Origin of the sequence: Rheinheimera sp. (assembly GCF_036568245.1) — a bacterium.
Classification (GTDB): Bacteria; Pseudomonadota; Gammaproteobacteria; order Enterobacterales; family Alteromonadaceae; genus Alishewanella.
On record NZ_DATCSY010000402.1, the window covers coordinates 13617 to 39865 of the forward strand.

Consider the following 26249-nt stretch of genomic DNA (forward strand, 5'->3'; position numbering starts at 1 on the left):
TTGCTACTCCACTATGCGAATCACTTTTTAACCCAGCTACCTGAGTCACTTTTCTTGTAGCTTTGCTTTACTGCTGACCAGGCCACTTTATGTGCAACCTCTTCCCGGCTATCGTCGCCACGGCGCTTTTGTGCTGAGTCGTATTCATCCCAGGCGTTGTTGTACGCTGCCTGATAAATCTCCTGCGCATGCTTTGGTAAGTTGTCTTTAACCGCCCCGGGCAGTTCAGTTAATTTGTAGTAAGGCATCGGCTACCTCCATCGCGTTTGAAAGCGGGTTAAAAAAACGTAACGCAAAGCTCATGCCATTTTGCTGCAACCGGTTCTGGCGCCGAACTTGCAGCGCTAACAATGGCTAAACTCAATCACGGCTTAACGAGAGGAGGTATTATGAAACTACATATATTGTCTTTGTCATTCGCCGCCGGGCTACTGGCCGGTTGCAACCCCCAGCCCACACCACCCGGCGCGCCGATGGGGCAAACGTCGCCGGCCTCAGTACCGGCCAACGTCGGGCCACAGGAAGAAGCGCTCAGTATTATCGTGCAGATGAACACTGTCACCGCAGAAGGAGTGGGCGACAGCGCAGGCAGAATTACGGTAGCCGAAACGGCCAACGGCCTGGTATTTACACCCGCTCTGACAGGGCTGAAACAAGGCGAGCATGGCTTTCATGTGCACCAGAACCCCAGCTGCGAACCCGCTATGAAAGACGGCGCACAGCAGCCTGCCGCCAGCGCTGGCGGGCATCTGGATCCCAAAGATACCGGTAAACACGCCGGCCCGGATGGTGACGGTCACTTAGGTGACTTGCCGATGATCCGCGTCAATAGCGACGGTAACCAGCAGGCCATTACGATGAGTGAAATGAAGCTGGAAGATTTGAAGAATCACGCTCTGGTAGTGCATCAACAGGCCGATGATTACAGTACGTCGCCGTCAGGCAACAGTGGCTCGCCCATCGCCTGTGGGATCGTCAGATAATTTAGGTTTGATAGTGCAACGGACCTGCTGCCGCAGAAGATGGCAGCGGGTTACCGGGCAAGATTTACATACTTCGCAGTAATATTTACCCGGTGAAGTCGCAACTTTACTTGATCAGCAGTTCCCAACCCGCCTGTTGCTGATACTGCACTTCCTGCTCCAGCTCCGCCCGCATCAGCGGATGTTGCTCCAACCAGCCAGACGGCATCTGCAATACCAGTTGTTCACCTTTGCTGCTGATATCTACCTGCGGCAATACTTCATGCCGGCGCCGCATCGACAGGATGACAGCAAGACGCAAAATCCGTGTTAAGCGCACCGTCAACAACACCGATGTCATTGTCTGACGGGCAATAATGTCGCGGCTGATATCTGCTCTGTGGTTATGCACCAGTGCCATCACCAACTGCTGCTGTGCCCGGGTGAAACCGGGTAAATCAGAGTGGTTAATGATGTAAGCACCATGGTGGTGGTGGTTTTTGTATTCGATCAATAAGCCAAGTTCATGCAGCAGCGCACCGCTTTTTAGCATGCTATGGCCTTCAAATTTATTTAAGTCCCAGCGGCTTTGCAGCTGTGTGGCCAGCTCGCATGCCATTTCAGCCACTCTGCCGGCATGGCGCTGATCGATAAAATAGCGCACCATCAGGCTGTTGACTGTGCGGTTACGCACATCTGTATGCTGCAGCTGCGGCAACATACTGTACAGCACCCCTTCACGCAGCGCACCGCCGGATAATGTCATGCCAGTAATATTCAGCTGACGGAACAACGCAATCAGTATGGCCAGCCCGGATGGAAACACTTGTTTGCGTTCCTGCGCCAGCCCGGTGATATTCAACTGTTCCATCCTGCCGCAGGCTAATGCCTGCTGCATAATATCTTCCAGCCGGTTGAGGGTGATGACCTCATCTTTACCTTGCGCCACCAGAATTTCCTGCAGCGCCTGCACAGTGCCGGAAGCCCCCACCGCCAGCTGCCAGCCAGTCTTTATATACTGCTGCGCAATAGTGGCAGCCTCTTGCTCTGCTGCGGCGATAGCACGGCTGAAATTATCTTCGCTTAGCTCATCATCGCTGAAGTAGCGTTCCAGGTAGGTAACACAGCCCATATTCAGGCTCGACAGCAACAGCGGATTAAAACCAGCACCAATGACCACCTCTGTGCTGGCGCCGCCGATATCAATCACCAGACGGTTGCTGTCACTGTTTGATGTATGAGCGACACCCAAATAGATAATGCGGGCTTCGTCCTCACCACTGATTACAGTGACACTTTGCCCGAGAATCGCTTCAGCTTCTTTGAGGAAAGTTTTAACATTTTTGGCCAGACGCAGCGTGGCAGTGCCGACAATGCGGATGTTCTGCGGCGGAATATCCTGCAGCCGCTCAGCAAACAACGCCAGACACTCCCAGCCCCGCTTCATCGCTTTACGGCTTAACACTAAATTTTCGTTTAACCCGGCGGCTAAACGTACTTTGCGTTTTACCCGGCCGATAACCTGCACTGAGCCACCAACCACTTTCACCATTAACATGTGAAAACTGTTGGAGCCAAGATCAATCACCGCATAAATGTCCTGATGCGGTGATTGTTCGGCAGGCTGTGCCGGATTAACGAGGGCGGTTGCGAGGGGCTCTTGCGCCATTACTGCTGCGTCCACCTGAGCCGCTACGGCTGCCGGTTCTGGCCTGGCCTGCGCGACGGCGAACCCGCGGCTTCGGCGCTTTAACATCGTCCAGCAGCGCGCTGGCGTCGTATTGCGTCACAGGGATTGGGTGACGGATATAGTCTTCGATTGCTGTCAGGTTAAGTGCATAACGCTCACAGGCAAAACTAATAGCTTTACCACTCTCACCGGCACGACCGGTGCGGCCAATCCGGTGCACATAGTCTTCGCAGTCATCAGGTAGGTCGTAATTAAATACATGGCTAACCTTCGGAATGTGCAGACCGCGGGCTGCAACATCAGTTGCCACCAGCACATCCAGTTTTCCACTGGTAAAATCCTCCAGAATACGCAGACGCTTTTTCTGGATAACATCGCCGGTTAATAAACCTACGCGGTGACCATCTGCTTCCAGCCAGGCATGCACTTCTTCACACCAGTGTTTAGTGTTAGCGAATACAATCGCCTTATCCGGCCATTCTTCTTCCATCAATGTCAGCAGCAATGGCATTTTGTGCTCATCTGACGGGTAAAACAGCTCTTCACTGATCCGGCTGCCGGTCATCTCTTCCGGCGCGATATGAATATGCTCCGGCTGATTCATTTTCTCAAATGCCAACTCCTGCACTTTATAAGATAAAGTGGCAGAGAACAGCAGACTTAACCGCTCTGTCGCCGGAGGCATACGGTTAAACATAAAACGGATATCTTTAATAAAGCCCAGATCAAACATCCGGTCAGCTTCATCCAGCACAACAACCTGTATTTGCGATAAGTCGTAAAGGCCTTGTTTCAGATAGTCAATTAAGCGACCTGTGGTGCCAATTAAAATATCTACGCCATTTTCCAGTAACTGGCGTTGAGTATCATAACCTTCGCCCCCATAGATCAGGCCAAGGCGCAAACCGGCTTTTTCAGCCAGCACTTTCGCATCCTGATGGATCTGAACCGCCAACTCCCGCGTAGGCGCCATAATGATGGCACGCGGCTGACCCGACCCTCTGGGTTCATGTGTCAGTAAGTGGTGGAATGTCGCTGTTAAGAACGCCAGTGTTTTACCTGTGCCCGTTTGGGCCTGGCCGGCAATATCTTTACCGGCTAATGCCAGAGGTAAACATTGAGCCTGAATGGGCGTACAATAGCCGAAACCTTGCGCATTTAAAGCGTCAAGAACCTGTGGTGCCAATGCAAAATCGGCGAATTTATGTGTAGTTAAGTGTGTTTTATTCATACGGCGCTAAGCATAACCGTTACGCTTGCAATAAGGAACAGCCACGTTTAAATTGATAACACTTTTTTGCAGCCAGGCTGCATAGCACTAGCGGAGATACAAATGAGCGAACTGATTTTACAGGTTTCCGATGACAGCTTTGAAACCGACGTCCTGAAAGCCGAAGCGCCGGTGTTGGTCGACTTTTGGGCAGAATGGTGTGGTCCATGTAAAATGATCGCTCCGATCCTGAACGATGTAGCAGCAGAATATCAGGGTAAAGTGACGGTAGCCAAAGTTAACATCGACCATAACCCGAATACCCCTCCTAAGTTCGGTATCCGTGGTATCCCAACCTTACTGTTATTTAAAAACGGTCAGGTTGCGGCGACTAAAGTAGGTGCTTTGTCGAAGACTCAGTTAAAAGAATTTCTCGACAGTAATATCTGATTTAAGCAAAAGGCGTATTTTTATACGCCTTTTTCTGTTTCAGCGCTGGACGCACCAGTAGTCAGCTGCTATTGTGTAGCCAGTAAAACGTTCTAAACCACGCTTGTCTGTCGAAAAACCACTTCCAAACCTTATTTTATCGAACCGATAAGCATTACCCTGTTTATATATCAACAAGAAACCCATCAATATGCATTTAACAGAACTGAAACTGAAGCCGATTAGCGAGCTGGTTGAATTGGCTGAGTCTATGGGCCTGGAAAATATGGCCCGCCTGCGTAAACAGGACATTATTTTCGCCATTTTAAAATCCCACGCCAAAAACGGCGAAGAAATTTTCGGTGATGGCGTACTGGAGATCCTACAGGACGGTTTCGGTTTTCTGCGCTCGGGTGACAGCTCTTACTTAGCCGGGCCAGACGATATTTATGTTTCACCCAGCCAAATCCGCCGCTTCAACCTGCGTACCGGCGACAGCATTTCTGGCTTAATCCGCCCACCAAAAGAAGGTGAGCGTTACTTTGCACTGTTAAAAGTAAACGAAGTAAACTTCGGCCGTCCTGAGCAAGCCCGCAATAAGATTTTGTTTGAAAACTTAACGCCGCTGCACGCTAACTCACGCTTACGTATGGAACGTGGTAATGGCAGCCGGGAAGATATCACCGCCCGTGTTCTGGATTTAGCCTCGCCTATCGGTAAAGGACAACGTGGCCTGATCGTCGCACCACCGAAAGCCGGTAAGACGATTCTGTTACAGAACATCGCCCAGTCTATCGCAGCCAACCACCCTGATTGCGTATTAATGGTGTTACTGATTGACGAGCGGCCGGAAGAAGTTACCGAGATGCAACGCCTGGTAAAAGGCGAAGTTATCGCTTCAACCTTCGACGAACCGGCCAGCCGCCATGTGCAGGTTGCCGAAATGGTGATCGAAAAGGCCAAACGTCTGGTTGAGCATAAAAAAGACGTTATTATTCTGCTGGACTCGATCACCCGCTTAGCCCGCGCTTACAACACTGTGATCCCAAGTTCAGGCAAGGTATTAACCGGTGGTGTTGATGCCAACGCCCTGCATAAGCCGAAGCGCTTCTTCGGTGCGGCACGCAATGTAGAAGAAGGCGGCAGCTTAACTATCATCGCAACAGCGCTGGTAGATACCGGTTCGAAGATGGACGAGGTGATATACGAAGAGTTTAAAGGTACCGGTAACATGGAACTGCACCTGTCGCGTAAAATCGCTGAACGCCGTGTGTTCCCTGCCATCGACTTTAACCGCTCTGGTACCCGCCGTGAAGAGTTACTGGCGTCACCGGAAGAGCTGCAGAAAATGTGGATCCTGCGTAAAATTCTCAACCCGATGGATGAGACCGAATGTATGGAGTTCCTGATTGACCGTCTGTTGATGACAAAAACCAACGACGAGTTCTTTGAAGCCATGAAACGGCAAAAAAGTTAACTGAAAAAACCGGCCTAGTTGCCGGTTTTTTATTGCCTGCAATTTGCGCAGACAAGCAGTGCATTGCTTTATTTTTAGCAGAAGGAAGTACCTGATGACACAACCGCATATTGTCATTATTGGCGGCGGCGCGGGAGGCCTGGAACTGGCTACGCGCTTAGGTAACAAACTGGGCAGCAAAGGCAAAGCCCGCATCACGCTGATAGACCGCAATCATACCCATATCTGGAAGCCGCTACTGCACGAGGTGGCAACCGGCACACTGGACGTAGAAATAGACCAACTCAGTTATCGCGCCCATGCGGCAGCCCATGGCTTTGACTTTCAGCTCGGCAGTTTAACCGGTATTAAGCGGGAACAGCAGCAAGTGATCCTGGCACCGGTATTAGGTGATGACGGCAAAGAGGTATTGGCTTCAAGAGTACTGCAATATGATTATCTGGTGCTGGCAATCGGTAGTGTATCCAATCATTTCAATACGCCCGGCGTGGCACAGCATTGCATTTTTCTGGACAGCCCGGCACAGGCCAACCGGTTCCACCGCCATCTGCTCGACGCATACCTGAAGCTAAACTCCCCCGGTCATCCGAAAGATACGCTGAACATTGCTATTGTCGGCGCAGGCGCAACCGGGGTGGAGCTGGCAGCAGAGCTGTATCATGCCGCAGCCGAGCTCAACCTTTATGGTTTTGATGACCTGCGTAAAGATCGGTTGAATATCAGCCTGATTGAAGCCGGTCCGCGTATTCTGCCGGCATTACCTGAGCGCATTGCTAATTCAGCATTAAAAGAGCTACAGAAACTTGGTGTAAAAGTACGTACCAGCACAAAAGTTACTGCTGCGGATGCAAGCGGCCTGCAGTTGGGTGATGAACACCTGGAGGCCGAACTGATGGTCTGGGCGGCAGGCATTAAAGCGCCAGATTTTCTGGCATCATTCGAAGGGCTGGAGAACAACCGGCTTAATCAGTTACTGGTTAATGCAAAACTACAAACCACTAACGACAGCCGGATTTACGCGATTGGCGATTGCGCGGGTTTCCCGTTGCCAGATGGTAAATGGGTACCGCCAAGGGCGCAGTCAGCCCACCAGATGGCCAGTGCTGTAGCGCGTAATATTCTGGCAGAGCTTAACGACAAACCTTTGCAAGACTTCAAATACAATGATCATGGTTCACTGATTTCACTAAGCCGCTTCGGCACCGTTGGCAGTTTAATGGGCAACCTGGTCGGCGGCGCTATGATGATTGAAGGCCGCATAGCCCGACTGGCTTATATATCCTTATATCGTATGCATCAGGTAGCGCTGCATGGCTGGATAAAAATGCTGGTGATCAGTTTAGTCGCGCGCATCAACCGCATTGTCCGCCCGAGGCTTAAGCTGCACTAACGCCGCCTGTTGCGCAGCAACATCAGGCTGTAAGCGCTGACGGCTACTGTCGTCGTGCCAGCGGTGCATTGCTTGCAGATACGCCGGGCTTTGCCATAACGTTGGCAGAGCCTGATTAACTGCGGCGATCGCGGCCTCTCCGACCTCGCCGAAGGTGCAACTGACATAGGTTACACTGGCGACATTCGCGCCCGCTATTGCTCTGTATTCCAGTACGACGGGTTTCGGCAGCAGATGACTGTAAAACTGCATCCGTTCCGGGTACTCGATCACGTAATCAACCCGGTTGCTGCCAAGCAAGGCTGCTGCATTCACTTCACTGGTAAAGGCCTGACTGCTGAGGTTGCTGTCTCCCTGTTGCAGTAACTGCTGCATCTGTACCGGATATAACCGGTTTGCCTGATAAGCACCAACCAGGCTTTTATCCTGCGCCAGCTCGCTGATATTAGCGCCGTCTTTATTCATCGCCGGGTGTAAAGTCAGTTTGCCCGGCATATACCCTACCGCCAGAGCGGCACCCACGGCCATAGGTTTAGAAAACAACCGGGTTTGCGCCCGTTCTGCTGAATACAGCGTGCCTGTAGTACAGGCAGCTTCTTCCTGCTGCTGAAATATCTGTTCCACTCTGGCCAGACTAACCAAACGCAGCTGATGTTCAAACTGCGGCATTGCGGCTGCCAGCTGTTGCTGGAGTAAATCGAAAGTGCCTTGCCCCTGGAAAGGTCCGCTGACAATCTGATGTGGAGGCCAGTCGGTGTGTAACCATATAAGCTGTGGCTTAGCCTGAAGGCCGCAGCAAAACAGCAGAGCAAGACAACGTATTAACATGGCAACACCTGAATTTTAACTACATTAACTGTAGCTAAAAACATCTGGTGCTGCCAGTGCCTTGTGTGTACTGATTGATGCTAGCCAATGGTGTGATGCAGTAACGGAAAGGCAGGTTGTTGCACAGCGTTTATGCGTAGCGCCGCTAAATACTCTGCCCCTGCAACCTGTGCGGCATCGCGGTTTGCTGCGTGCACTCGCGCCAGAACATCCCCCTGCCGCACCTGAGTGCCGGCAGCTACAATCTGGCTAAAGCCGACGGCCGGATCTATCTGCTGGCTCGGATGGGAACGCCCGCCACCCAGCCGCACTACCGCCATGCCAAGCGCTACCGTGTCCTGATAACTGACATAACCATCAGCAGATGCCACAACATCCTGCACCACTGGCGCCAACGCCAGATACTGTTGAGGCTTTTCTATCAGATCAGCCGGCCCGCCAAGCGCCGATACCATGCGGGCGAATATCTCAGCGGCTTTGCCTGAACTTAAGCTATGCTCCAGCGCTTTGATTGCACTGGCCTTATCCTGATATAGCCCACCCAGCATTAACATGTTAGCGCCCAGTTCCAGCGTCACCTGATGTAAACGTGGCTCACGGTATTTACCGGTTAAATAATCCAGCGTTTCCATAACTTCCAGTGCATTACCGGCAGTTGCCCCGAGAATCTGGTTCATGTCGGTAAGCAGCGCCCGGGTCGACACACCGGCACCATTGGCAACGTTGACGATACTGTTGGCCAGCGCTGAGGCATCATTGACGGTGCGCATAATGGCACCGTTGCCAATTTTTACGTCCATTACCAAAGCATCCAGCCCCTCTGATAACTTTTTAGATAAAATGGATGCGGTAATAAGCGGGATGGACTCCACGGTAGCAGTAACATCGCGGATAGCATATAAGCGCCGATCTGCCGGAGCCAGCTGGCTGCTTTGGCCAACGATGACACAGCCAAGCTTGGGCAACAGCTGGCTGATTTTTTCCAGACTTTGTGTACAGCTGTAGCCCGGTATTGTTTCCAACTTGTCGACTGTGCCACCGGTATGGCCTAAGCCCCGGCCGGCGATACTTGGCATAAAAGCACCGCAAGCGGCCACCATCGGTGCCAGCATCAGTGTCACCTTATCACCGACACCACCTGTGCTGTGCTTATCAACAACGGGGCCATTCAGTTTGCCTTGCCAGTTCAGTACAGTGCCACTATCCCGCATCGCCAGGGTTAGCGTGACAATTTCATCGACACTCATACCATTGAGGTAAATGGCCATTGCCAGCGAAGCGACCTGCCCTTCGCTAAAACTGTCGTCGGTTAGGCCTTTTACAAATTGCTTAATTTCAGCCTGGCTTAAACTGCCACCATTACGTTTTGTTTTAATAATTTCCTGCGGGATCATGCATTAAGCTCCAACTTTAGTGCTATTGGCAAGATAGGTTGGGGTAAAAGCAGCAGGTAACAACTCGCCCAGTGTCCACTGTTGCTGTTGCTGCATATGATTACAACTGGCCACAGGTGCGTCCGGGCTGAAAAATTCTGCAATCACCTGCCGGCAAATACCACATGGTGCCGTTAACATGGTTTGGGGCGTATATACCACAAGCGCCTCAAACTTACGCTCCCCGGCGACTACTGCAGCAGCGATGGCATTGCGCTCAGCACAAACGGTGCCGCCATAAGAGGCATTTTCAACGTTGCAGCCGGTATAAACCTTACCGCTGGCAGCAAGCACAGCAACACCGACCGGGAATTTACTGTAAGGCGCATATGCCTGCGCCGCGGCATCTTGCGCTGCCTGTTGCAGGGCAGCCCAGTTAATTTCGCTCACTGGTTAAACTCGTGTTAGTTATGGGAGTGTAGTGTTACTGCGAATAGCTTCCGGGTCAAGTCCGGCAGTTCACAGCATGACGTTAGCCACCAAGCGCTTTATAATGTCAGCACAGTCAGAAGAGGAAGGTCGCATGCAGTCGGTAAAATATCTGGCCGGATATCCCAAGCCCATTCAACAGCAGGCCGAAGCGTTACTTCAAAGCGGCCAGCTCGACAGTTATATCCGGCAGAAATACCCGCAAACACATCAGGTACAAAGTGACAAAGCCCTGTATAACTACATTTGCGAGCTGAAAAATCAGTTTATGCGCCATTCGGCACAACTGGCATCGGTGAAATATGATAGCAAACTGAATGTCCTGCAACAGGCGCTGGGTATGCATACCTTTCAGTCCCGGGTGCAGGGCAACAAATTAAAAGCCCATAACAGTATCAGCATAGCCGCGCTGTTTAAGCAGGCACCGGCTGAATTCCTGCGGATGATAGTGGTGCATGAACTGGCACATTTTAAAGAGAAACAACATAACAAAGCGTTTTATCAGCTGTGTCAGCATATGGAACCAGCTTATCATCAGCTGGAGCTCGATACCCGGCTATGGCTGCTTTGCCGCGAACAACCAGATCATAATTAGCAGCCAGGCACAGGCCAGCGGCACCATCATAAACGCCTGTAAGATGCCAGCTTGCTGTGCCCAGATCCCTGTTACCAGGCCAGCGAACTGAAACCCCACCGAGGTACCAATATTAGCCAGCCCGGACAGCACAGGGCCATTGTCGGAGTCCAGATCCATAGCGGTGGATAAAAGCAGCGGAAATAAACCCCCGATACCGATACCAAGCGCAAAATTCCCCAGCACCAACGCCGGATAACTGTGCGCCAGGATCAACATCAGCGCGCCACCCAGCGCACAACCGGACAGAATGCGCATTAATGCTGACGCACTCAGCCAGCGTAGCAGTAAGGCAAAGCCTAAACGGCTCAGTACCATACCGCCGGTAAACCAGGCCAGCAGTAGTCGCGCATCTTCAGTACTGTAACCGGCACCGCTGACGGCATAGCTGACAAACCAGTTGCCCTGGCCCCACTCTGCCGCACCGTAACCTATCATCGCCAGCAGCAGAATAACAAACACCGGCTTTTTAAGTACGGCAGTGTACGATAAGCTTTTGCCTTTGCTGCCAGCCGCATGGTGCTGCACCACCTTGTGTGCGCCAAGCCGCCAGCTGTACGCCGCCATTACCACCATAGCCAGAGCAATCAGCCGTACCGGCCAGCGCCAGTCGGCAACATACCAATACAATACCACCACCCAAAGTGGTGCCGTCAGCGTACCGAGGCTGAACATAAAATCCATCAGCCCCATCATCGCCGCCCGCCGGTCTGCATATAGCCGGGCGATCAGTGTGTGGCCAATAGTGAACATCACTGAATATGTCATGCCCACCAATACAATCAGCGGCAGTAACAGCTGCCAGTGGCTGACGAAAGACAGCAAAGCCAACAGCACAGCTTCTGCCAGCGCCAGAGCAGCGAACAAGCGCAGAAAGTTAAACTTCTGCACATATTTACCGCCGATAACTGCACCGACGATCGTACCGGCAGACATCAGGCTAAAAAATACGCCGCTTATCACCGGCGCCATTTGCAAAGACAGCGCCATATCTGGTAACAGCATGCCCCACAGAATAATCAGGTTACCCAGTAAGAAGAAGCCGCTGAAAATTGCTGCGGTTGGCTGAAAACGCGACATTAACACTCCTTGGGGGCAGACAACGTGAAAGGATCAGCATCCAGTACGGCCGGAAACTGCTGCCGGTATTGTAGCAGCTTTACATAATCCAGCTCAGCGCTCAGCACACTGTCCTCACCAGGACTGACATCTGCAACAGGCTGCCCCAGATAATCAACAATCAGACTGTCGCCGCTATATGCCACCGCATTGCCATCGGTACCGACCCGGTTGCAGCCCAGCACAAAGGCCTGATTTTCTATCGCTCTGGCTTGTAGCAAAGTACGCCAGGCGTGGGCTCTGGCCGCCGGCCAGTTCGCGACATACAGCGCGATATCGTAGTCATTGCGGCTGCGGCTGAATACCGGAAAACGCAGGTCATAACAAACCTGCAGTAACAACCGCCAGCCAAGATAATGCACGACAACACGCTCAGTGCCGGCAAGGTACGCCTGATGCTCGCCTGCCATACGAAATAAATGCTTTTTATCATAGGTTATAACCTGGCCCTCTGGCGTCACAAAATAGCAACGGTTAACACAGTCACTACCAAGACGGGTGGCCACAGAGCCGCACAGCGCCGCACCGGTTAACGCCGCCTGTTGTTTCAGCCAAGCCAGGGTGTCACCCTCGGGCTCTGCGATTGCATCGCTTTGCATCGAAAAGCCTGTGGTAAACATCTCCGGCAGCACAATCAGGTCAGCGCCAGCACAAGCCGCAACCTTTGCGGCCAGCTGCTGTCGGTTTGCCAGTGCATCCTGCCACACTAGCTCAGTTTGTATGAGGGCAACCCGCAATGGCGTCACCTGCGCTGTATTGTTTAAATCTGACATAACAGCTCCGCCGCAGCCTGCAGTGTGCTGTCCTGTTTGGCGAAACAAAACCGGATAATCCGGGCATTTGGCGGCGATTGATAAAACACTGACAACGGAATAGCGGCCACTTTATGTTCTGTGGTCAGCCACTGACAAAACTGTACATCATCCAGATCGCTGATGGCGCTGTAATCTGCCAGTAAAAAGTAGGTGCCCTGGCAAGGTAACAGCTTAAAACGACTGTGCTGTAGTAGCCGGGCGAAACTGTCACGCTTACGCTGATAAAATGCGCCCAGCCCAACGACCTGCTGTGGTTGCTGCTTCAACATCGCCGCCACAGCGTACTGCGCAGGTGTAAAACTGGAAAACGTTACATACTGATGCAGTTTACGAAACTCTGCCGTTAAAGCCGCCGGCGCGACACAATAACCAAGTTTCCAGCCGGTAACATGAAAGGTTTTGCCAAATGAAGAGACTATAAAGCAACGCTGCGCCAACTCAGGCAGGCAATGCGCACTAAGCTGCACTGCGCCGTCAAATACCATATGCTCGTACACTTCATCGCTTATGCAGTACAAATTATGCTGCAGCACCAGCTGTTGCAGCGCCAGCCAGTCTGATTGGCTAAACACCATGCCGGTTGGATTATGCGGGCTGTTAACAATAATCAGTTTAGTACGCGCAGTGATCGATTTTGCCACCTGCTGCCAGTCGATACGATAACCCGGCGCCTGCAGGGCAATGTGCACAGCTGTGCCGCCGCACAGGTTAATTGCCGGCTCATAACTGTCGTAGGCCGGGTCAAATACAATTACTTCATCTTTGGCTTGCACCACAGCACTGATGGCAACAAACAGCGCTTCAGTTGCGCCGCTGGTAACAGTGACATGCTCCTCAGCACTGACATCGCGCTGATAGCAGCGCTGTATCAGCACGGCGATTTGTTCACGCAGCTCTGCAATACCGGGCATAGGCGCGTATTGGTTCAACCCCTGCCGGCTATATTCAGCCAGTTTATCCAGTAGCAGTGCATCTGCCGGAAAATCCGGGAAACCCTGAGATAAATTAATCGCCTGGTGCCTGGCAGCCAATTGAGACATCTGGCTAAAAATGGTGGTGCCCACCTTTGGCAGTTTGCTGTGCAATGTCATAGCGGCAAGAAAAAGTTGCGAAAACCGGCTTGAATGCTATCATTTAGCCCGTTTTATGTATAGACATCTAAACGCTTAAACGTTTAGCAACCAGGTTCAGATAACATGAATAATACAGCCCAGCTGCATCAGCTTAATCCTAACGCCATAGCGCTGTGCGCTTTAGGTCGCTGGATCGCCAGCCGTCATTGGGTACCAGCCACCGGCGGAAACTTTTCTATAAGAAGCTCAGAGCACAGTGCTTTGGTTACCGCATCGGGTAAAGATAAAGGTGAGCTTAGCCCACAGGATTTGCTGCCGGTGAGCTGGCAAGGCGCAGAGCTTAGCTGCCCCGGCAAGCCATCAGCCGAAACAGCGTTACATGCGCAGCTTTACCAGTTAGATGGCCAAATTAAGGCCGTATTGCATACCCACTCTGTACAAGCTACGGTATTTTCACGCCTGATAGCCGAAGATAGCTACCTGTTCAATGGTTATGAAATGCAAAAAGCCATCAGTGGTAACACCAGCCATGACAGCCCCTGCCCTCTGGCACTGTTTGACAATACGCAGGACATTCCAGCGTTGGCTGACCAAGTCAGCCAACGCTGGCAGCAACAACCTTTGAACTGGGGTTTGCTGGTGCGTGGTCACGGCCTTTATGTTTGGGGTCGCAGCCTCGACGAGGCAAAAAGACATTTAGAAGGCTGGGAATTTCTTATAAACTGCGAACTGGAAAGGTTAAAACTAGCAAGGTAGACCGTGAAGTATTCCGCTATTGTTACCGATATTGAAGGCACCACCAGCCGTATCAGCTTTGTCACCGAGGTACTGTTTCCTTATGCCGCACGCGAGTTGCCGGCGTTTATCCATGCCCGGCAGCATGACCCGGATGTGGCCGCCCAACTGCAGGCATGCCGGCAGCTGATGCAGCAAAGTGATGCCAGCATAGAGCAGATAAGTCAGCAATTATTGCAATGGATCGCAGCAGACGAAAAAGTTACCCCGTTAAAAGCACTGCAGGGCATGGTATGGCAACATGGCTACCAGACCGGCGCCTTTACCGGCCATCTGTACGACGATGTTGTCAGCCAACTGCAGCATTGGCACAGCCAGGGGGTTAAGCTGTACGTGTACAGTTCCGGCTCTGTTCAGGCACAGCAACTGTTGTTTCAGTACAGTGATGCAGGTGATTTAACGCCATTATTCAGTGGCTATTTTGACACCCGTATCGGGGCGAAACGCGATATTTCCTCTTACGCCGCCATTTTGCAACAGTTACAGCTGCCGCCAAAGCAAGTGCTGTTTTTATCTGATGTTACCGCAGAGCTGGATGCAGCAGCACAGCTGGGTATCGACACGGTGCAGTTAATCCGGGAAGGGCAACCGGCAACAAAACATAAAACGGCCACCGACTTTTATCAGATTGCGGAGTAAAAAATGAGTCATTTAACCATATTCAGCGCTGATGACCCGTCACAAGCGCTGTTTGCCAGCAGCGATGTTGCAGCCATTGTGCAACAGTTACAGCTGGCCGGTATCCGCTTTGAACGCTGGCAGGCAACAGCACCGATCGATGCACAAAGCAGCCATGAGCAGATACTGCAGGCATATGCCAGTGACATCGAAAAACTGAAAACCGAGCGCGGCTATATTACCGTTGATGTAGTGTCGCTCAGCAGCAGCCATCAGGAGAAAGCCGCACTGCGGCAGAAATTTCTGGCAGAACATACCCACAGCGAAGATGAAGTGCGTTTTTTTGTCCGTGGCCAGGGCTTATTCTGCCTGCATATCAACGGCAAGGTATACCAGATACTGTGCCAGCAGAATGACCTTATTAGCGTGCCGGCTGGCACCACACACTGGTTTGATATGGGCAGCGAGCCGGAGTTTACTGCTATTCGCCTGTTTAATGACCCGGCAGGTTGGGTAGCCGACTTTACTGGCAGCAGCATCGCCAGTCGCTTTCCGTTGCTGGCGTAAAACAACGCCTTAAACACCTGCTACCCCGCAGCTAACTGGTAAAATCCGCCTTAACTGATACCTTTTAAGGCAACGTCTGCGCCAAAATGATGCAACTTATCACAATAAGCTGACCGGAAGCCCCGTACTTTCGGCAATATTAGCATTGGTGCATTTTATGCAGCAGCTTTATGCCAAAAGTGTTAAGCATCAATTCAGCGTTGTTAATGATAATGCAATATTTGTCGACTAAAACCAGCGGCTAATACATGAGACTGAGTGCTATATAATGCCAATGCATACACCCATGCGCGGCCTGCGTTGTTTTTGCGTCGCTGCGGATTGTTTAAGTTTCAAGGAAACTGCGAAAAGGCTGTACCTGACACCTTCAGCAGTCAGTCACCAGATCAAACAACTGGAGGACAACCTCAACCTGCAGTTATTCGAACGCCAGACCCGTGCCATAGTTCTGACTGAAACCGGTAAGCGGTTTTATCAGGCGATAGAACCTTTAATGCATCAACTGGCGATGACGATAGGCGAGTTCAGTCAGGCGCAGCGCATGCTGGAAGTCAGTATTTCCATGCCGGAGTTTTTTGCCAGTGAACTGTTTGTCCCGCGCTTAATTGGCTGGTCAGAGCAATACCCGAACATTAACCTGAAGCTGGAAACGGTAAAATCGCGGCGTGAAAGCCCAAAATACACTGACTTATCGATTATTTTATCCGGCAAAACACCGACTGAAATCGTCGCATACGACCTGTTCCCCATCAGCTATGTGCCAGCCTGTAATACACAGCAGTATCATAAATGGCACAGCAAAGGTTATCGCGTACTGGAACAGGTGCCGTTGATCCTGCATCAAGCCAGACCCCATGCCTGGCACCAGTGGGCAGAACATGTTGGCTACCATAATTTTCAGCCGAAGCAGATTATTCAGCTCGACAGCATGTTCAGTGTTGCCCGCGCCGCCCAGCAGGGCTTAGGCGTGGCGTTAATACCCCTGCCGATAAGTAACGGCTGGTTTACCAACGGCAGCCTGCAACGCCTGTTCGAGCAGGAGCTGCTCAGCCGAGACCGTTACTATCTGGTGCGCCACGACAACGACCCGGCCCGGGACGAAATACAGCTACTGATCGACTGGGTGCTGCAAAGCTTCCTGCTCAAGAGCAGCAGCCCCTTAGCAACACTCGCCTGACAAACTACTGCATATCCATCAACTGATTTAATGGCGATCTTCAGATCGCCATATGCTTTTCAAGGAAGGCTAACATACGCTGCCAACGCTCTACGTTGTTTTCCGGTTTATAAAAACCATGACCTTCTTTTTCTTTTACCAGCCACTCATAGGGGTGGCCCCGTTCATCAAAGGCTTTTCTCAGCACTTCTGCCTGCACCAGTGGTACACGCTGATCTTCCGCACCATGAATAATCAACACTGGCGCTTTCAGTTTATCCAGATTATGAATCGCCGACTGGCCCTTTAATACCTCATCGCTGCGGCCGATATAGGTTTCCAGAGTATCAATACCTAAGTTGTGCTCTGTGGTATCACCTTCTTTATACATCAGTGATAAATCTGACATACCAACAAAGTTAATCGCGCAGCGATAAAGCTCCGGCTCACGGATAGCACTCATCAATGACGCATAGCCGCCATAAGAGCCACCATAAACGGCCACTCTGCGCTCATCTGCAATACCCTGTGCAATAATGTGGCGCACTCCATCGGTCATGTCATCAATCATCAGTGTGCCCCACTTTTTGTAGCCCGCAGTTAAAAAGGCTTTACCAAAGCCACCTGAGCCACGAAAGTTCGGTTGCAGTACCGCATAACCATGAGCAGCCAATACTTTGGCATCGTCCTCCATAGCAGACATTGAATCACGCACGCCATGTGGTCCACCATGTGGCATCAGCACCAGCGGCAGGTTTTTAGCTTCACGGTCATGTGGCAACGTTAACAAAGCGACAATTTCCTGGCCATCACGCGCTTTGTAAGTAATGCTTTGGGTTTGCGATATCGCCTGATTTGCAAACCAGGGGGCGGCTTCCAGCAAAAAGCCGATCTGCTTTTTCTCTGCATCAAACAAGTAAAACGCGCGTGGATCATTTGCAGAGGCAACTTCTAAAATCATCAGTTTGTTATCTGCAGTCGCTGAAGTCAGCTTCACCGCTTTATTTGGAAAAGCCGCCAGTAACCCCTGAATAGTAGAACTGGCTGCTTTATCCTGCACCTCAGTCATAAAATGGCTGCCCAACTGATCATATTCAAAACTGGCGCCAATCAACTCCGCCGCGCGGCCGTTTTTAAAGCTGAAAATTGGAAATATATCGGCGTCTTCGCTAACCATTAATAAGGTTTCGGCTCCCGTCGCTATATCGAGTTTTGCCAATGCCATAGTATTTGTTGTCGCATCAGATACGCCATACACTGCGGCACCATCTTGCGAGAAAGCGAGTGGCGAGAAACTGCCTGCTTTACGCTGGTAAGAAGCAACGGTTTGCCAATCACCACTGCGCTCAGCACGGTGCATAATAATCAACTTGTTATTGTCTTTTGAATCTAACCCTGCGACCAGTCTGGGGTAACCCTCAGCATCAGTCAAAGCTGCTATCACCCCGGCTACCGCTCGGATCGGCGCACTACCAAGGCTGCTTTTGCGCCCGGTTCTGATGTTTAACTTATGAAAAAAAACCAAAGGGTCTCTATTGCGCCAGTTATATTCGGCAATAACAACGTTATCTTCTTCTTTTGGCAACCAGTCGATCACTGTAGACACTGTTGTACTTTTGTCTTTGGAACTTACACCGGTTAAAAACAAAGACCTTTTGCCGTTTGCATCCATTGCGAACAACTCACCTGTCGCAACAGGCTTTTCCAATGCTCCACCCTCCCGGGCAATATTGAGCATCAAACGTTCATTGTTAGCCCAATCAAACCCCCCGATAGAGTCTTTACCGGAAAAGTGGCGTTGAGACACTAACTGCATTTTTTGGCGGTCAATAACAACTAGCTCTATCTGGCCGTCTGCATCACGACGTGTTGCTGCCAAATACTGTCCGGTGGGCGAGATTTTGACTTCAATAAACTGTTCGTGCCGGGCGAAATCTTCCAGAGTAAGACCCTGAGCCTGCACTGACATACATAATCCGCACAGCATGGCTCCAATCCATCGTTTGAACATCCCAGATCCTCTTTACGTCTCCATTAATCCTGTGAAACATGCTATCAAAAAATGCTATTTTAGCGATACCATTTATTTACACCGGACCAATCCCAAGATGTATTACAGCTGAATGAACCGGACAGATGAATTTTTTTCACTTGTCAGGTTTTTTTTTATCGTTTGTCAGTTCTAGTGCTTTTGCTCAAAATTACTCCTGCAGACCGACAGCGGCTGCTTGGATGGGAAATTGGGAGCAACACATTATGAAAGCGAGATCAGTTAAGTTAGGCAGTTCTTTGGCGTTGATGCTGATGGCCTCGGGTTCATTTCTCGCATCAGCCAACACCAATGGCTATAAAATGGTACTAATTGAAGATACACCTGGCGTAGCGGCTTTACAGGCCGGTCAGTTCGACCAGGGTATTACTGAAACCTTAGCCAGCAACAGTGCAGAAGTAGATAACTTCTCACGCCAGATGAGCCTGTGCGTTGGCTTCACTAAAAGCGGCAAACTGCAACAAGCAGAAACAGCCTGTGACAGTGCCGTTTCAGCTGCACAGCAGTTTCATTATGTCAGCAGCGGCGAAAAACGTGAAATGCGTGCCTATGCCCTGACTAACCGTGGCGTTCTGCGTTTACTGCAGAACAACAACCTTGCTGCTCTGGCTGATTTTAGCCGCGCAGCGGAATTAAACCGCAGCGATGTTAACCTGCACAACCTGCAGCGTTTAGAGTTAGCTCTGAATAAAGCAAACAGCGGTTTAGATGTAGCTATGGTATCGGCAGAATAAGCACTGCTGATACTGAAATCAGCTTAGTGCAGAGTAAGCGCCTGCACCTTGTCTGATAGCAGTACCCGGCAGTAAACAGAGTAAGCGCCTGTTCACTGCTTCGACTATTACACTCCCCCGTGTGTATCACAGAGTTACTACTCCCCGGTGTAACTCTGTTTTTTTATCTGTAACTTTGTTTTTATCCGGCGAATTGCGCCAACACACCACCTGCAATATCAGCCTGTGAGTAAACGCCGGTATCCAGTACCCAACCGGTCACCAGTTCTGCTGGTGTGACATCAAATGCCGGGTTAAATACATTTGCCTGCTCCGGCGCCCAGATGGCACTACCAAAGGCTCCGCTGACACCGCGTACTTCACTACCATCACGTTGCTCTATCGGGATAGCACTGCCATCGGCACAGGCTAAATCGACTGTGGTATGCGGAGCTACCACGTAAAATGGCACCTGGTGATAATGCGCCAGCACGGCCAGTGAGTAAGTGCCTACTTTATTGGCAAAATCACCATTGGCGGCAATGCGGTCAGAGCCGACAAAAATACGGTCGACCTGGCCACGCGCCATCAGCATAGCGGCCATATTGTCGCAAATCAGCTGGTACGGAATGCCTAACTGCTGGCATTCCCAGGCGGTTAACCGTCCGCCTTGCAATAGCGGTCGGGTTTCGTCCACCCACAGGCGGATATTTTTACCCTGCTGATGCGCCAGATTAATCACCCCGAGTGCCGTGCCGACGCCGGCTGTTGCCAGGCCGCCGGTATTGCAGTGTGTCAGCAGCTGCTCGCCCTGTTGCACCAGCGCCGCGCCATGCTCCGCCATACGCTGGCACAAGGCTACATCTTCGGCAAATAACTGTTCAGCACAGGCGATAGCGGCCGCTTTGTAATCATCCTGCGCCAGCGCAGCTATCATCGTATCAAGATTGTTCATCAGATTAACCGCGGTTGGCCGTGCTGCACGCAACACCTCAGCATCCAGCAGCAACTGCTCGCGGCTGTCGCCGCAGCTAGCGCGGTATGCCAGTAACAGGCAGGCGCCAATACCAATAGCAGGGGCACCGCGCAGTTGCAGTGCTTTAATCATCGCAACCATAGCGGGCACGGTTTGACACAGCAGCCAAAGCTGGCGCTGCGGCAACAAGGTTTGATCCAGTACAAATAATTCGCCCTGCACGGTTTTCAGGCTGAGTGAGGTCAAGTTTTTCATAGCTTATTCCTGTTTGGCGTTGCAGACGTCTATAAGGTTTGCGATTATGCAGGCCTGCTTTTTTCAACACAAGTATGGAACCGACACTATGGCCGAATACCGCACCTTTACCACTGATGACGCTATGCGCTTTGCCGACGAGCATAGTGGCTTATTTGGCGATCACAGCAAGTTAAGCTGCGAGGAATTTGGCGACGGTAACCTGAACCTGGTGTTCCGGGTTAGCAATGACAAAGGCACCAGTCTGATTGTAAAACAGGCACTGCCTTATGCCCGCTGTGTCGGTGAAAGTTGGCCACTGACGATAGACCGCGCCCGTATTGAAGCGGAAGTACTGCTGAAACACCGTAAACTGTGCCCGGATCACACCGTAGAGGTACTGCACTATGACGCTGAGCAGGCCGCTATTCTGATGGAAGATTTAAAAGATTACCGCATTTTGCGCACCGAGCTGATCAGCGGCAAACAGTTTGCGCATCTGGCGCCGCAGCTGGCCACCTATCTGGCACACACCCTGTATTTCACCAGTGACTTCGCCCTGACCGGGCCGAATAAAAAGCAGCAGGTTGGCCGTTTTCTCAACCCTGAACTGTGCCTGATCACCGAAGACTTGTTCTTTACCGACCCGTACTGCAACCACGAACGCAATAACATTCATCCTGCAATTAACAGCGAAGCCCAGCAATTGTGGCATGATGAATTACTGCAGGCGGAAGTCGCGCAGCTAAAAGCTGACTTTTTATCTAAACCGCAGGCATTGCTGCATGGTGATGTACACAGCGGCAGCATTTTTATTAATGACGAAAACTGTAAGCTGATTGACGCAGAGTTTGGTTTTTACGGCCCTATTGGTTTTGACGTCGGTAGCCTGATTGGCAACCTGTTACTTAACTATCTGGGGCATTTCGGTCTAACGGCGGACCACGAAACCCGCCAGCAGCATCAGGACTATCTGCAGCAGCAAATCCGCCTGCTATGGCAGCAATTTGCACAGCAGTTCAAACAGCTGATGGAGACTGAATGCCGCGAGCCAAGTCTACAAAACAGCCGCTACCAGCAGCATTTTATGCAACAGATATTTGCCGACGCTTTAGGTTACGCTGGCTGCGAACTGATCCGCCGCACTGTTGGCCTGGCACATGTGGCTGACCTTGACAGCATCGGCGACAATGACCTGCGGGCTCAGAGTGAGCGCAAAGCGTTACAGCTTGGTCGTGAGCTGATTATGCAACGCCGTGAACTGAGTAATATTGATCAGGTGCTGACGTTACTTCGTTACCTGAAATAAAAATTAAAGAAACTGCAACAGAGTGTCGCTTTATCTACTGATGGATAATGCGCACAGCTAAATTGACTGTGAACAGTTGGTTACACTTTCGCACTGTACCCAAGCTGATGCGCGCTGTAGGCTGCAAAGGCATGGCTGCCGTTGGTTATAGAGGTACATTTGGCGCTCTGGGTTTATCACAAATATTTCGCTGCTGCGGTGGCGGTGCTAACTGCCTGTATACTCTCAGTTTTATTGGGCGTCGCCGTTAGCAGCTCAGTGCATTATAGTCTGCAACAGAGTACGCAGGAATACCTGAGCCGCGTCGATGACATCGCAACAGAAACCCAGCACACCCTCGATCAACTGAATGCTATGCCAGCACAGCACTGCAGCGCGGCTGATTTGGCCGCAATCCGGCAGTTGTTGCTGGGGACACGTTATATCCGTGATATTACTTACTATAACGGCAATGATGCCATCTGCTCAGCCAGCGCCGGTAAGCTCAGCCAATACCCGGTAAGTGATGACCCCAGCTTTTATTCGGTGCGTAACAGCAGTATCTGGCTGCAGCAACCACTGGGCGATATCAGCCAGCGCCTGACTGGCACCGTCGTGCGCCAGCAGCATTACAGTGTCACTATTGTCAGCGATATCGACAGCCTGCCACCACGGCACGATGTGCGCTGGCAGCTGGTGAATATTGCCGGTATAGCGGTAGCCCATATCAGTGGCAAGCGTGGAGTTTATCAGAGTGCACAGCCTGAAACCTTTGCCAGTCTGCAGTGGCCGGATTATTACTATCATCAGTGCTCTGCCTATTCCCGATTTTGTCTGGCGCAGCAGTTTAGCTTTATCTTATTGCTGCGAAATTATCCGCTGCAGAGCACTGTTGTCATCCTGGCGCTGCTGGCACTGAGTGTTCTGGCCTGGTTTGGCTGGCGCCAACTGGCTGTGCGCCGCCACAGCCTGCGCTACCGGGTAAGCAAAGGCTTAAAGCATGGCCATTTTTCAGTGGTGTTTCAACCCATCATCGATTTAGAGCAAAATCAGGTTACCGGCTGTGAAGTGCTGGCACGCTATCAGGACCCGCTTGGGCAACTGAGCCCACTACAGTTTATTCCGATGCTGAGTAAGCTTGGGCTAAGCAGCCAGTTCACGTGCTTTATCGCCCAGCAGGCACTTAGCGGTTTGAGCACAGTACCGGGGTTATCTGAGCAATTTTACTTGTCGCTGAACGTTTATCCGCAGGATATTGCCAGTGGCCAGATCCTGCAATTACTGCAACTGCCGGAAGTACAGCAACGTAAGATCAAACTTGTACTGGAAATCACCGAACAGCAGGAACTGAGCTTTAGTCGTTCCAAACAGCATCTGGCATCACTGAAAGCCGCAGGCTTGCTGCTGTCGATTGATGACTTTGGCACCGGCTATTCCAACCTCGCCGGATTACGCTCGTTAAACGCTGACTATCTGAAAATTGATAAAAGCTTTATCCAGGACATGGAAGCGGACAGCATTAAATCAACATTAATACCGAAGATCCGCGACATTGCAAGGTTACTGAACTATCGCATTGTCGCAGAAGGCATCGAAAATCTGGCTCAGGCCAGCCTGTTGCGTTCACTGGGTATAGAACTGGGCCAGGGCTGGCATTTCGCCAAGGCGATGCCACTGGCAGAGTTTGCCGATTATTTACAACAATTTTCCCACCAGCAGCGCAAAAGCAGCTGAAATAGTAGTCCAGCCAAGCTAAGGTTGTAGTCTGCTCAGGCAAACCGGAGATGAAGATGCTGCAATTACACCAGGTAAACCGCATCTGGCAACAGGCACCTCACAACGCTTTTACTGATCTGATCGATTTTAACGGAGCCTTGTGGTGCGTCTGCCGCGAAGGCAGCAGCCACGTATCCGGCGATGGCGCCTTACGCATTCTGCGCTCTGAAGACACGCTAAACTGGCACAGTGTCGCACTGATCCAGGACGACGGGGCCGATCTGCGCGATGCCAAATTCAGCCAGACACCAGATGGCAAGCTGTTGTTGCTTGGTGCCGGGGCCCTACACGACCGCAGCAAATGTAGCCACAAATCATACATTTGGCAGTCAGATGATGGTGCTAACTGGTCTGCTGCAACGGCTATTGGTGAACATAATATCTGGTTGTGGCGTATGGCATGGCGGCATAAGCAGCTGTATGCACTGGGATATAAAATCGGCAAACCTCACTTTATGCGACTGTACCATAGCGCAGACCAGTGCAATTTCAGTGCTGTGGCCGATATTTACAGCGGCAGCTATGCCAATGAGAGCGGCCTGCTGTTTGACAGTGCCGGCACTATGTTGTGTCTGTTGCGGCGTGACCCGGAGCACGGTTTGTTCGGCCAGAGCAAACCGCCTTACACTGATTGGGTTTGGCAGGACATTGGCTGTCGCATAGGCGGACCACAGTGGCTTAAACTGCCTGATGGCAGATTGCTGTGTTGTGTCAGATTATATGATAACGAGGTACGAACCAGCCTGTGCTGGTTAGACAGCGCAACTGGCCGGCTCACAGAAGCGCTGGCGCTGCCCTCAGGTGGCGACTGCAGCTACGCTGGCATGGTGCTGCGCGGCAACACACTGTACATCAGTTACTATTCATCACATGAAGAGACAACAGCGATATACCTCGCTGTTGTCTCACTGGCGGCCGATAACTAGTACTTCACACTACAGCCATAAGGTTTACTGATTGCAGGATCGGGTGTTTCGCCGGCTAACACCGCTTTAGCCGCGTTGGCAAACAACGGTGTTGCTTTGGCGATATCATCTACTTTTGCCGACGGAATACTGTCAATGCCACCCATATACTGCAATACGCCGGCTTTATCTATCACATACATATGCGGTGTTGTTTTTGCGGCATACGCTTGACCTACCACACCAGACTCATCAAACACTACTGCAGTAGGTGCAGCATTGCGGCTGGCAGTCAGATCATCTGCTTCTGAGGGTGAAACGTGGCCCTGCTTACCAGGCGCTGATGAAATAACACTGAGCCAGATCACATCCTGCGCCGCCATCTCTTTTTGCAGCGCCTGCATATTGCCCTGATAGTGCTTTTTCACAAACGGACAATCGTGATTGGTCCACTCCAGCACGACGGTTTTACCGGCAAAGTCGCGCAAACTGTGGCTGCTGCCTTTAGAGTCAATCACCGTAAAATCCGGTGCCGGCGCGCCAATCTGCGGCGCAGCCGTTAAGCCCAGCGACAACACAGCAGCCGATGCTGCTAATACTAAATGACGTAATTTCATCTTTATGTCTCCTGTAAGCTATCAATTTTCACTAACGTTCAGGGTTGCCGGCTTAACCGCGCCAGCGCTTGCGGTACCGTATCAGGCGTTAAAATCTGCGGCAGCACTTCAGGCTGCTGCCCAGGCCAATACAATACGTACAGCGGTACACCATCGCGCTGATACAAGCGCAGATATTTGGTAATAGCTGCATCACGCAACGTCCAGTCGCCTTTCAGATAAGTCACATCGTACAGTGCCAGTGCCGCTTTGGTACTGTCGCTGCTCAGTGCTACCCGCTCATTTACCAGACAAGTGATACACCAGTCGGCCGTCATATTCACCAATACCGGCTTACCTTGCTGGCGTAGCTCACTAAGTGTGCCGGCAGACCAGTTTTGCCATGACTGCTCTGATGCAGCTGTCTCTGCCTGGTTGCGCTGCTCATAGGGTGCTATCGCCGGCAATACTAACGCCAACAGCAGTAATACCGCTGCCAGCATGACACTACCCTTCCCGGCCAGAGATAACTGGCGCCGCCCCCACAGCCAGCTCGCCGCCGCGATACAGACTACGCCAATCAGCAACAGCGCCTGAGCATCAACACCACTTTGACGGCCATATACCCACAGCAGCCAGACCGCACTTAAATACAGCGGGTAAGCCAGCCATTGCTTCAGCGTATCCATCCAGACACCGGGCTTAGGCAGCACACGGGCAAAACCCGGTACAAATGCCAGCAGTAAAAATGGCAGTGCCATACCAAAACCCAGCGCGACAAATACCAGCAGCGCTATAGCCGCATTCTGGCTGACGGCATAACCTAATGCCGTGCCCATAAAGGGCGCTGTACACGGGCTTGCCACTACCACGGCCAGTACACCGGTAAAAAACGCGCCCCTGCTACCACCGGTGCTTGCCAGCGTGTTGCCGCTATTCATCAGGCCAAGGCCAAACTGTACCACGCCGGACAGACTTAGCCCCAGCGCAAACAACAGGTAGACTAATACGGCCACCAGATACGGGTTTTGCAGCTGGAAACCCCAGCCCACGGCAGCGCCGGCACCACGCAGCACAATTAACAAT

Annotated in this window: 26 protein-coding genes; 13 read left to right on the forward strand and 13 right to left on the reverse strand. The window is 51.5% G+C overall.

The window, feature by feature from the left end; translation table 11 throughout:
- Window positions 1-20: 20 nt before the first annotated feature.
- Window positions 21-248 (reverse strand): ChaB family protein, encoded by a 228-nt coding sequence (locus tag VIN66_RS18155; protein WP_331925298.1) that lies wholly within the window; start codon window positions 246-248, stop codon window positions 21-23.
- 141 nt (window positions 249-389) lie between these two features.
- Between VIN66_RS18155 and VIN66_RS18160 the strand changes: the two genes are divergently transcribed.
- Window positions 390-983, forward strand: coding sequence for a superoxide dismutase family protein (locus VIN66_RS18160; protein WP_331925299.1), 594 nt, complete (start codon window positions 390-392; stop codon window positions 981-983).
- 106 nt (window positions 984-1089) lie between these two features.
- Here the strand turns inward: VIN66_RS18160 and gppA are convergent, their stop codons facing one another.
- Both gppA and rhlB read right to left on the reverse strand, forming a co-directional pair.
- Complete coding sequence (gene gppA / locus VIN66_RS18165) at window positions 1090-2631, reverse strand: guanosine-5'-triphosphate,3'-diphosphate diphosphatase (protein WP_331925300.1); 1542 nt, start codon at window positions 2629-2631, stop codon at window positions 1090-1092.
- Complete coding sequence (gene rhlB, locus VIN66_RS18170) at window positions 2597-3883, reverse strand: ATP-dependent RNA helicase RhlB (RefSeq protein ID WP_331925301.1); 1287 nt, start codon at window positions 3881-3883, stop codon at window positions 2597-2599. The genes gppA and rhlB overlap by 35 nt, the downstream gene beginning before the upstream one ends.
- 102 nt (window positions 3884-3985) lie before the next feature.
- Here rhlB and trxA point away from each other — a divergent pair, with 102 nt between their 5' ends.
- The 3 genes from trxA to VIN66_RS18185 all read left to right on the forward strand — a co-directional run bounded on the left by trxA (window position 3986) and on the right by VIN66_RS18185 (window position 7158).
- Entirely contained in the window at window positions 3986-4312 is a 327-nt protein-coding gene (gene trxA / locus VIN66_RS18175; protein ID WP_134058770.1) for a thioredoxin TrxA, read from the forward strand.
- A gap of 190 nt (window positions 4313-4502) precedes the next feature.
- Window positions 4503-5768: a transcription termination factor Rho gene (gene rho / locus VIN66_RS18180; protein WP_134058772.1), complete on the forward strand. Its 1266-nt coding sequence runs from the start codon at window positions 4503-4505 to the stop codon at window positions 5766-5768.
- Window positions 5769-5862: 94 nt separating this feature from the next.
- Entirely contained in the window at window positions 5863-7158 is a 1296-nt protein-coding gene (locus VIN66_RS18185; RefSeq protein ID WP_331925302.1) for an NAD(P)/FAD-dependent oxidoreductase, read from the forward strand.
- Here the strand turns inward: VIN66_RS18185 and VIN66_RS18190 are convergent.
- From VIN66_RS18190 to VIN66_RS18200, 3 genes are all read right to left on the reverse strand, one after another.
- Window positions 7108-7986: a TIGR02285 family protein gene (locus tag VIN66_RS18190; protein ID WP_331925303.1), complete on the reverse strand. Its 879-nt coding sequence runs from the start codon at window positions 7984-7986 to the stop codon at window positions 7108-7110. The genes VIN66_RS18185 and VIN66_RS18190 overlap by 51 nt on opposite strands.
- Window positions 7987-8066: 80 nt before the next feature.
- Window positions 8067-9380 carry a thymidine phosphorylase gene (gene deoA, locus VIN66_RS18195; RefSeq protein WP_331925304.1) on the reverse strand — a complete coding sequence of 438 codons (1314 nt, stop codon included), beginning with the start codon at window positions 9378-9380 and terminating at the stop codon, window positions 8067-8069.
- A gap of 3 nt (window positions 9381-9383) precedes the next feature.
- Window positions 9384-9809 carry a cytidine deaminase gene (locus VIN66_RS18200; protein ID WP_331925305.1) on the reverse strand — a complete coding sequence of 142 codons (426 nt, stop codon included), beginning with the start codon at window positions 9807-9809 and terminating at the stop codon, window positions 9384-9386.
- 133 nt (window positions 9810-9942) lie between these two features.
- Here VIN66_RS18200 and VIN66_RS18205 point away from each other — a divergent pair, with 133 nt between their 5' ends.
- A complete protein-coding gene (locus VIN66_RS18205) occupies window positions 9943-10443 on the forward strand; it encodes a M48 family metallopeptidase (RefSeq protein WP_331925306.1) in 501 nt (166 codons plus the stop codon).
- On the opposite strand, the gene VIN66_RS18210 is transcribed toward VIN66_RS18205, so the two are convergent.
- The 3 genes from VIN66_RS18210 to VIN66_RS18220 are packed head-to-tail and all read right to left on the reverse strand — an operon-like array spanning window position 10405 to window position 13480.
- On the reverse strand, window positions 10405-11562 hold the full coding sequence (locus tag VIN66_RS18210; RefSeq protein ID WP_331925307.1) for an MFS transporter: 1158 nt from the start codon (window positions 11560-11562) through the stop codon (window positions 10405-10407). The two genes, VIN66_RS18205 and VIN66_RS18210, sit on opposite strands and share 39 nt — an antisense overlap.
- Complete coding sequence (locus VIN66_RS18215; protein WP_331925308.1) at window positions 11562-12374, reverse strand: amidohydrolase; 813 nt, start codon at window positions 12372-12374, stop codon at window positions 11562-11564. The genes VIN66_RS18210 and VIN66_RS18215 overlap by 1 nt, the downstream gene beginning before the upstream one ends.
- Window positions 12362-13480, reverse strand: a complete 1119-nt coding sequence (locus VIN66_RS18220; RefSeq protein ID WP_349257539.1) for a methionine aminotransferase — start codon at window positions 13478-13480, stop codon at window positions 12362-12364. The genes VIN66_RS18215 and VIN66_RS18220 overlap by 13 nt, the downstream gene beginning before the upstream one ends.
- Window positions 13481-13612: 132 nt before the next feature.
- Between VIN66_RS18220 and VIN66_RS18225 the strand changes: the two genes are divergently transcribed.
- The 4 genes from VIN66_RS18225 (at window position 13613) to VIN66_RS18240 (ending at window position 16646) form a co-directional block, all read left to right on the forward strand.
- Window positions 13613-14245: a methylthioribulose 1-phosphate dehydratase gene (locus tag VIN66_RS18225; protein WP_331925310.1), complete on the forward strand. Its 633-nt coding sequence runs from the start codon at window positions 13613-13615 to the stop codon at window positions 14243-14245.
- 3 nt (window positions 14246-14248) lie between these two features.
- Window positions 14249-14923, forward strand: coding sequence for an acireductone synthase (gene mtnC / locus VIN66_RS18230; RefSeq protein WP_331925311.1), 675 nt, complete (start codon window positions 14249-14251; stop codon window positions 14921-14923).
- 3 nt (window positions 14924-14926) lie between these two features.
- On the forward strand, window positions 14927-15469 hold the full coding sequence (locus tag VIN66_RS18235) for an acireductone dioxygenase (RefSeq protein ID WP_331925312.1): 543 nt from the start codon (window positions 14927-14929) through the stop codon (window positions 15467-15469).
- 286 nt (window positions 15470-15755) lie between these two features.
- Window positions 15756-16646 carry a LysR family transcriptional regulator gene (locus tag VIN66_RS18240; protein ID WP_331925313.1) on the forward strand — a complete coding sequence of 297 codons (891 nt, stop codon included), beginning with the start codon at window positions 15756-15758 and terminating at the stop codon, window positions 16644-16646.
- A gap of 40 nt (window positions 16647-16686) precedes the next feature.
- Here the strand turns inward: VIN66_RS18240 and VIN66_RS18245 are convergent, their stop codons facing one another.
- Entirely contained in the window at window positions 16687-18594 is a 1908-nt protein-coding gene (locus tag VIN66_RS18245; protein ID WP_331925314.1) for a S9 family peptidase, read from the reverse strand.
- A gap of 287 nt (window positions 18595-18881) precedes the next feature.
- On the opposite strand from VIN66_RS18245, the gene VIN66_RS18250 reads away from it, so the two are divergent.
- A complete protein-coding gene (locus VIN66_RS18250) occupies window positions 18882-19409 on the forward strand; it encodes a hypothetical protein (RefSeq protein ID WP_331925315.1) in 528 nt (175 codons plus the stop codon).
- Window positions 19410-19590: 181 nt separating this feature from the next.
- On the opposite strand, the gene mtnA is transcribed toward VIN66_RS18250, so the two are convergent.
- Window positions 19591-20619: an S-methyl-5-thioribose-1-phosphate isomerase gene (mtnA, locus tag VIN66_RS18255; RefSeq protein WP_331925316.1), complete on the reverse strand. Its 1029-nt coding sequence runs from the start codon at window positions 20617-20619 to the stop codon at window positions 19591-19593.
- An 88-nt stretch (window positions 20620-20707) separates the two neighbouring features.
- On the opposite strand from mtnA, the gene mtnK reads away from it, so the two are divergent.
- The 3 genes from mtnK (at window position 20708) to VIN66_RS18270 (ending at window position 24588) form a co-directional block, all read left to right on the forward strand.
- A complete protein-coding gene (mtnK, locus tag VIN66_RS18260) occupies window positions 20708-21907 on the forward strand; it encodes an S-methyl-5-thioribose kinase (RefSeq protein ID WP_331925317.1) in 1200 nt (399 codons plus the stop codon).
- A gap of 258 nt (window positions 21908-22165) precedes the next feature.
- The gene (locus VIN66_RS18265; RefSeq protein ID WP_331925318.1) at window positions 22166-23620 is read left to right on the forward strand and encodes an EAL domain-containing protein; all 1455 of its coding nucleotides are present in this window, start codon (window positions 22166-22168) and stop codon (window positions 23618-23620) included.
- A gap of 56 nt (window positions 23621-23676) precedes the next feature.
- Window positions 23677-24588, forward strand: a complete 912-nt coding sequence (locus tag VIN66_RS18270) for an exo-alpha-sialidase (protein ID WP_331925319.1) — start codon at window positions 23677-23679, stop codon at window positions 24586-24588.
- Here the strand turns inward: VIN66_RS18270 and VIN66_RS18275 are convergent.
- Together VIN66_RS18275 and VIN66_RS18280 are read right to left on the reverse strand one after the other, a co-directional pair.
- Window positions 24585-25184, reverse strand: a complete 600-nt coding sequence (locus tag VIN66_RS18275) for a redoxin domain-containing protein (protein ID WP_331925320.1) — start codon at window positions 25182-25184, stop codon at window positions 24585-24587. The genes VIN66_RS18270 and VIN66_RS18275 overlap by 4 nt on opposite strands.
- A gap of 38 nt (window positions 25185-25222) precedes the next feature.
- A partial coding sequence (locus VIN66_RS18280; protein WP_331925321.1) for a protein-disulfide reductase DsbD family protein occupies window positions 25223-26249 on the reverse strand: 1027 nt, incomplete at its 5' end.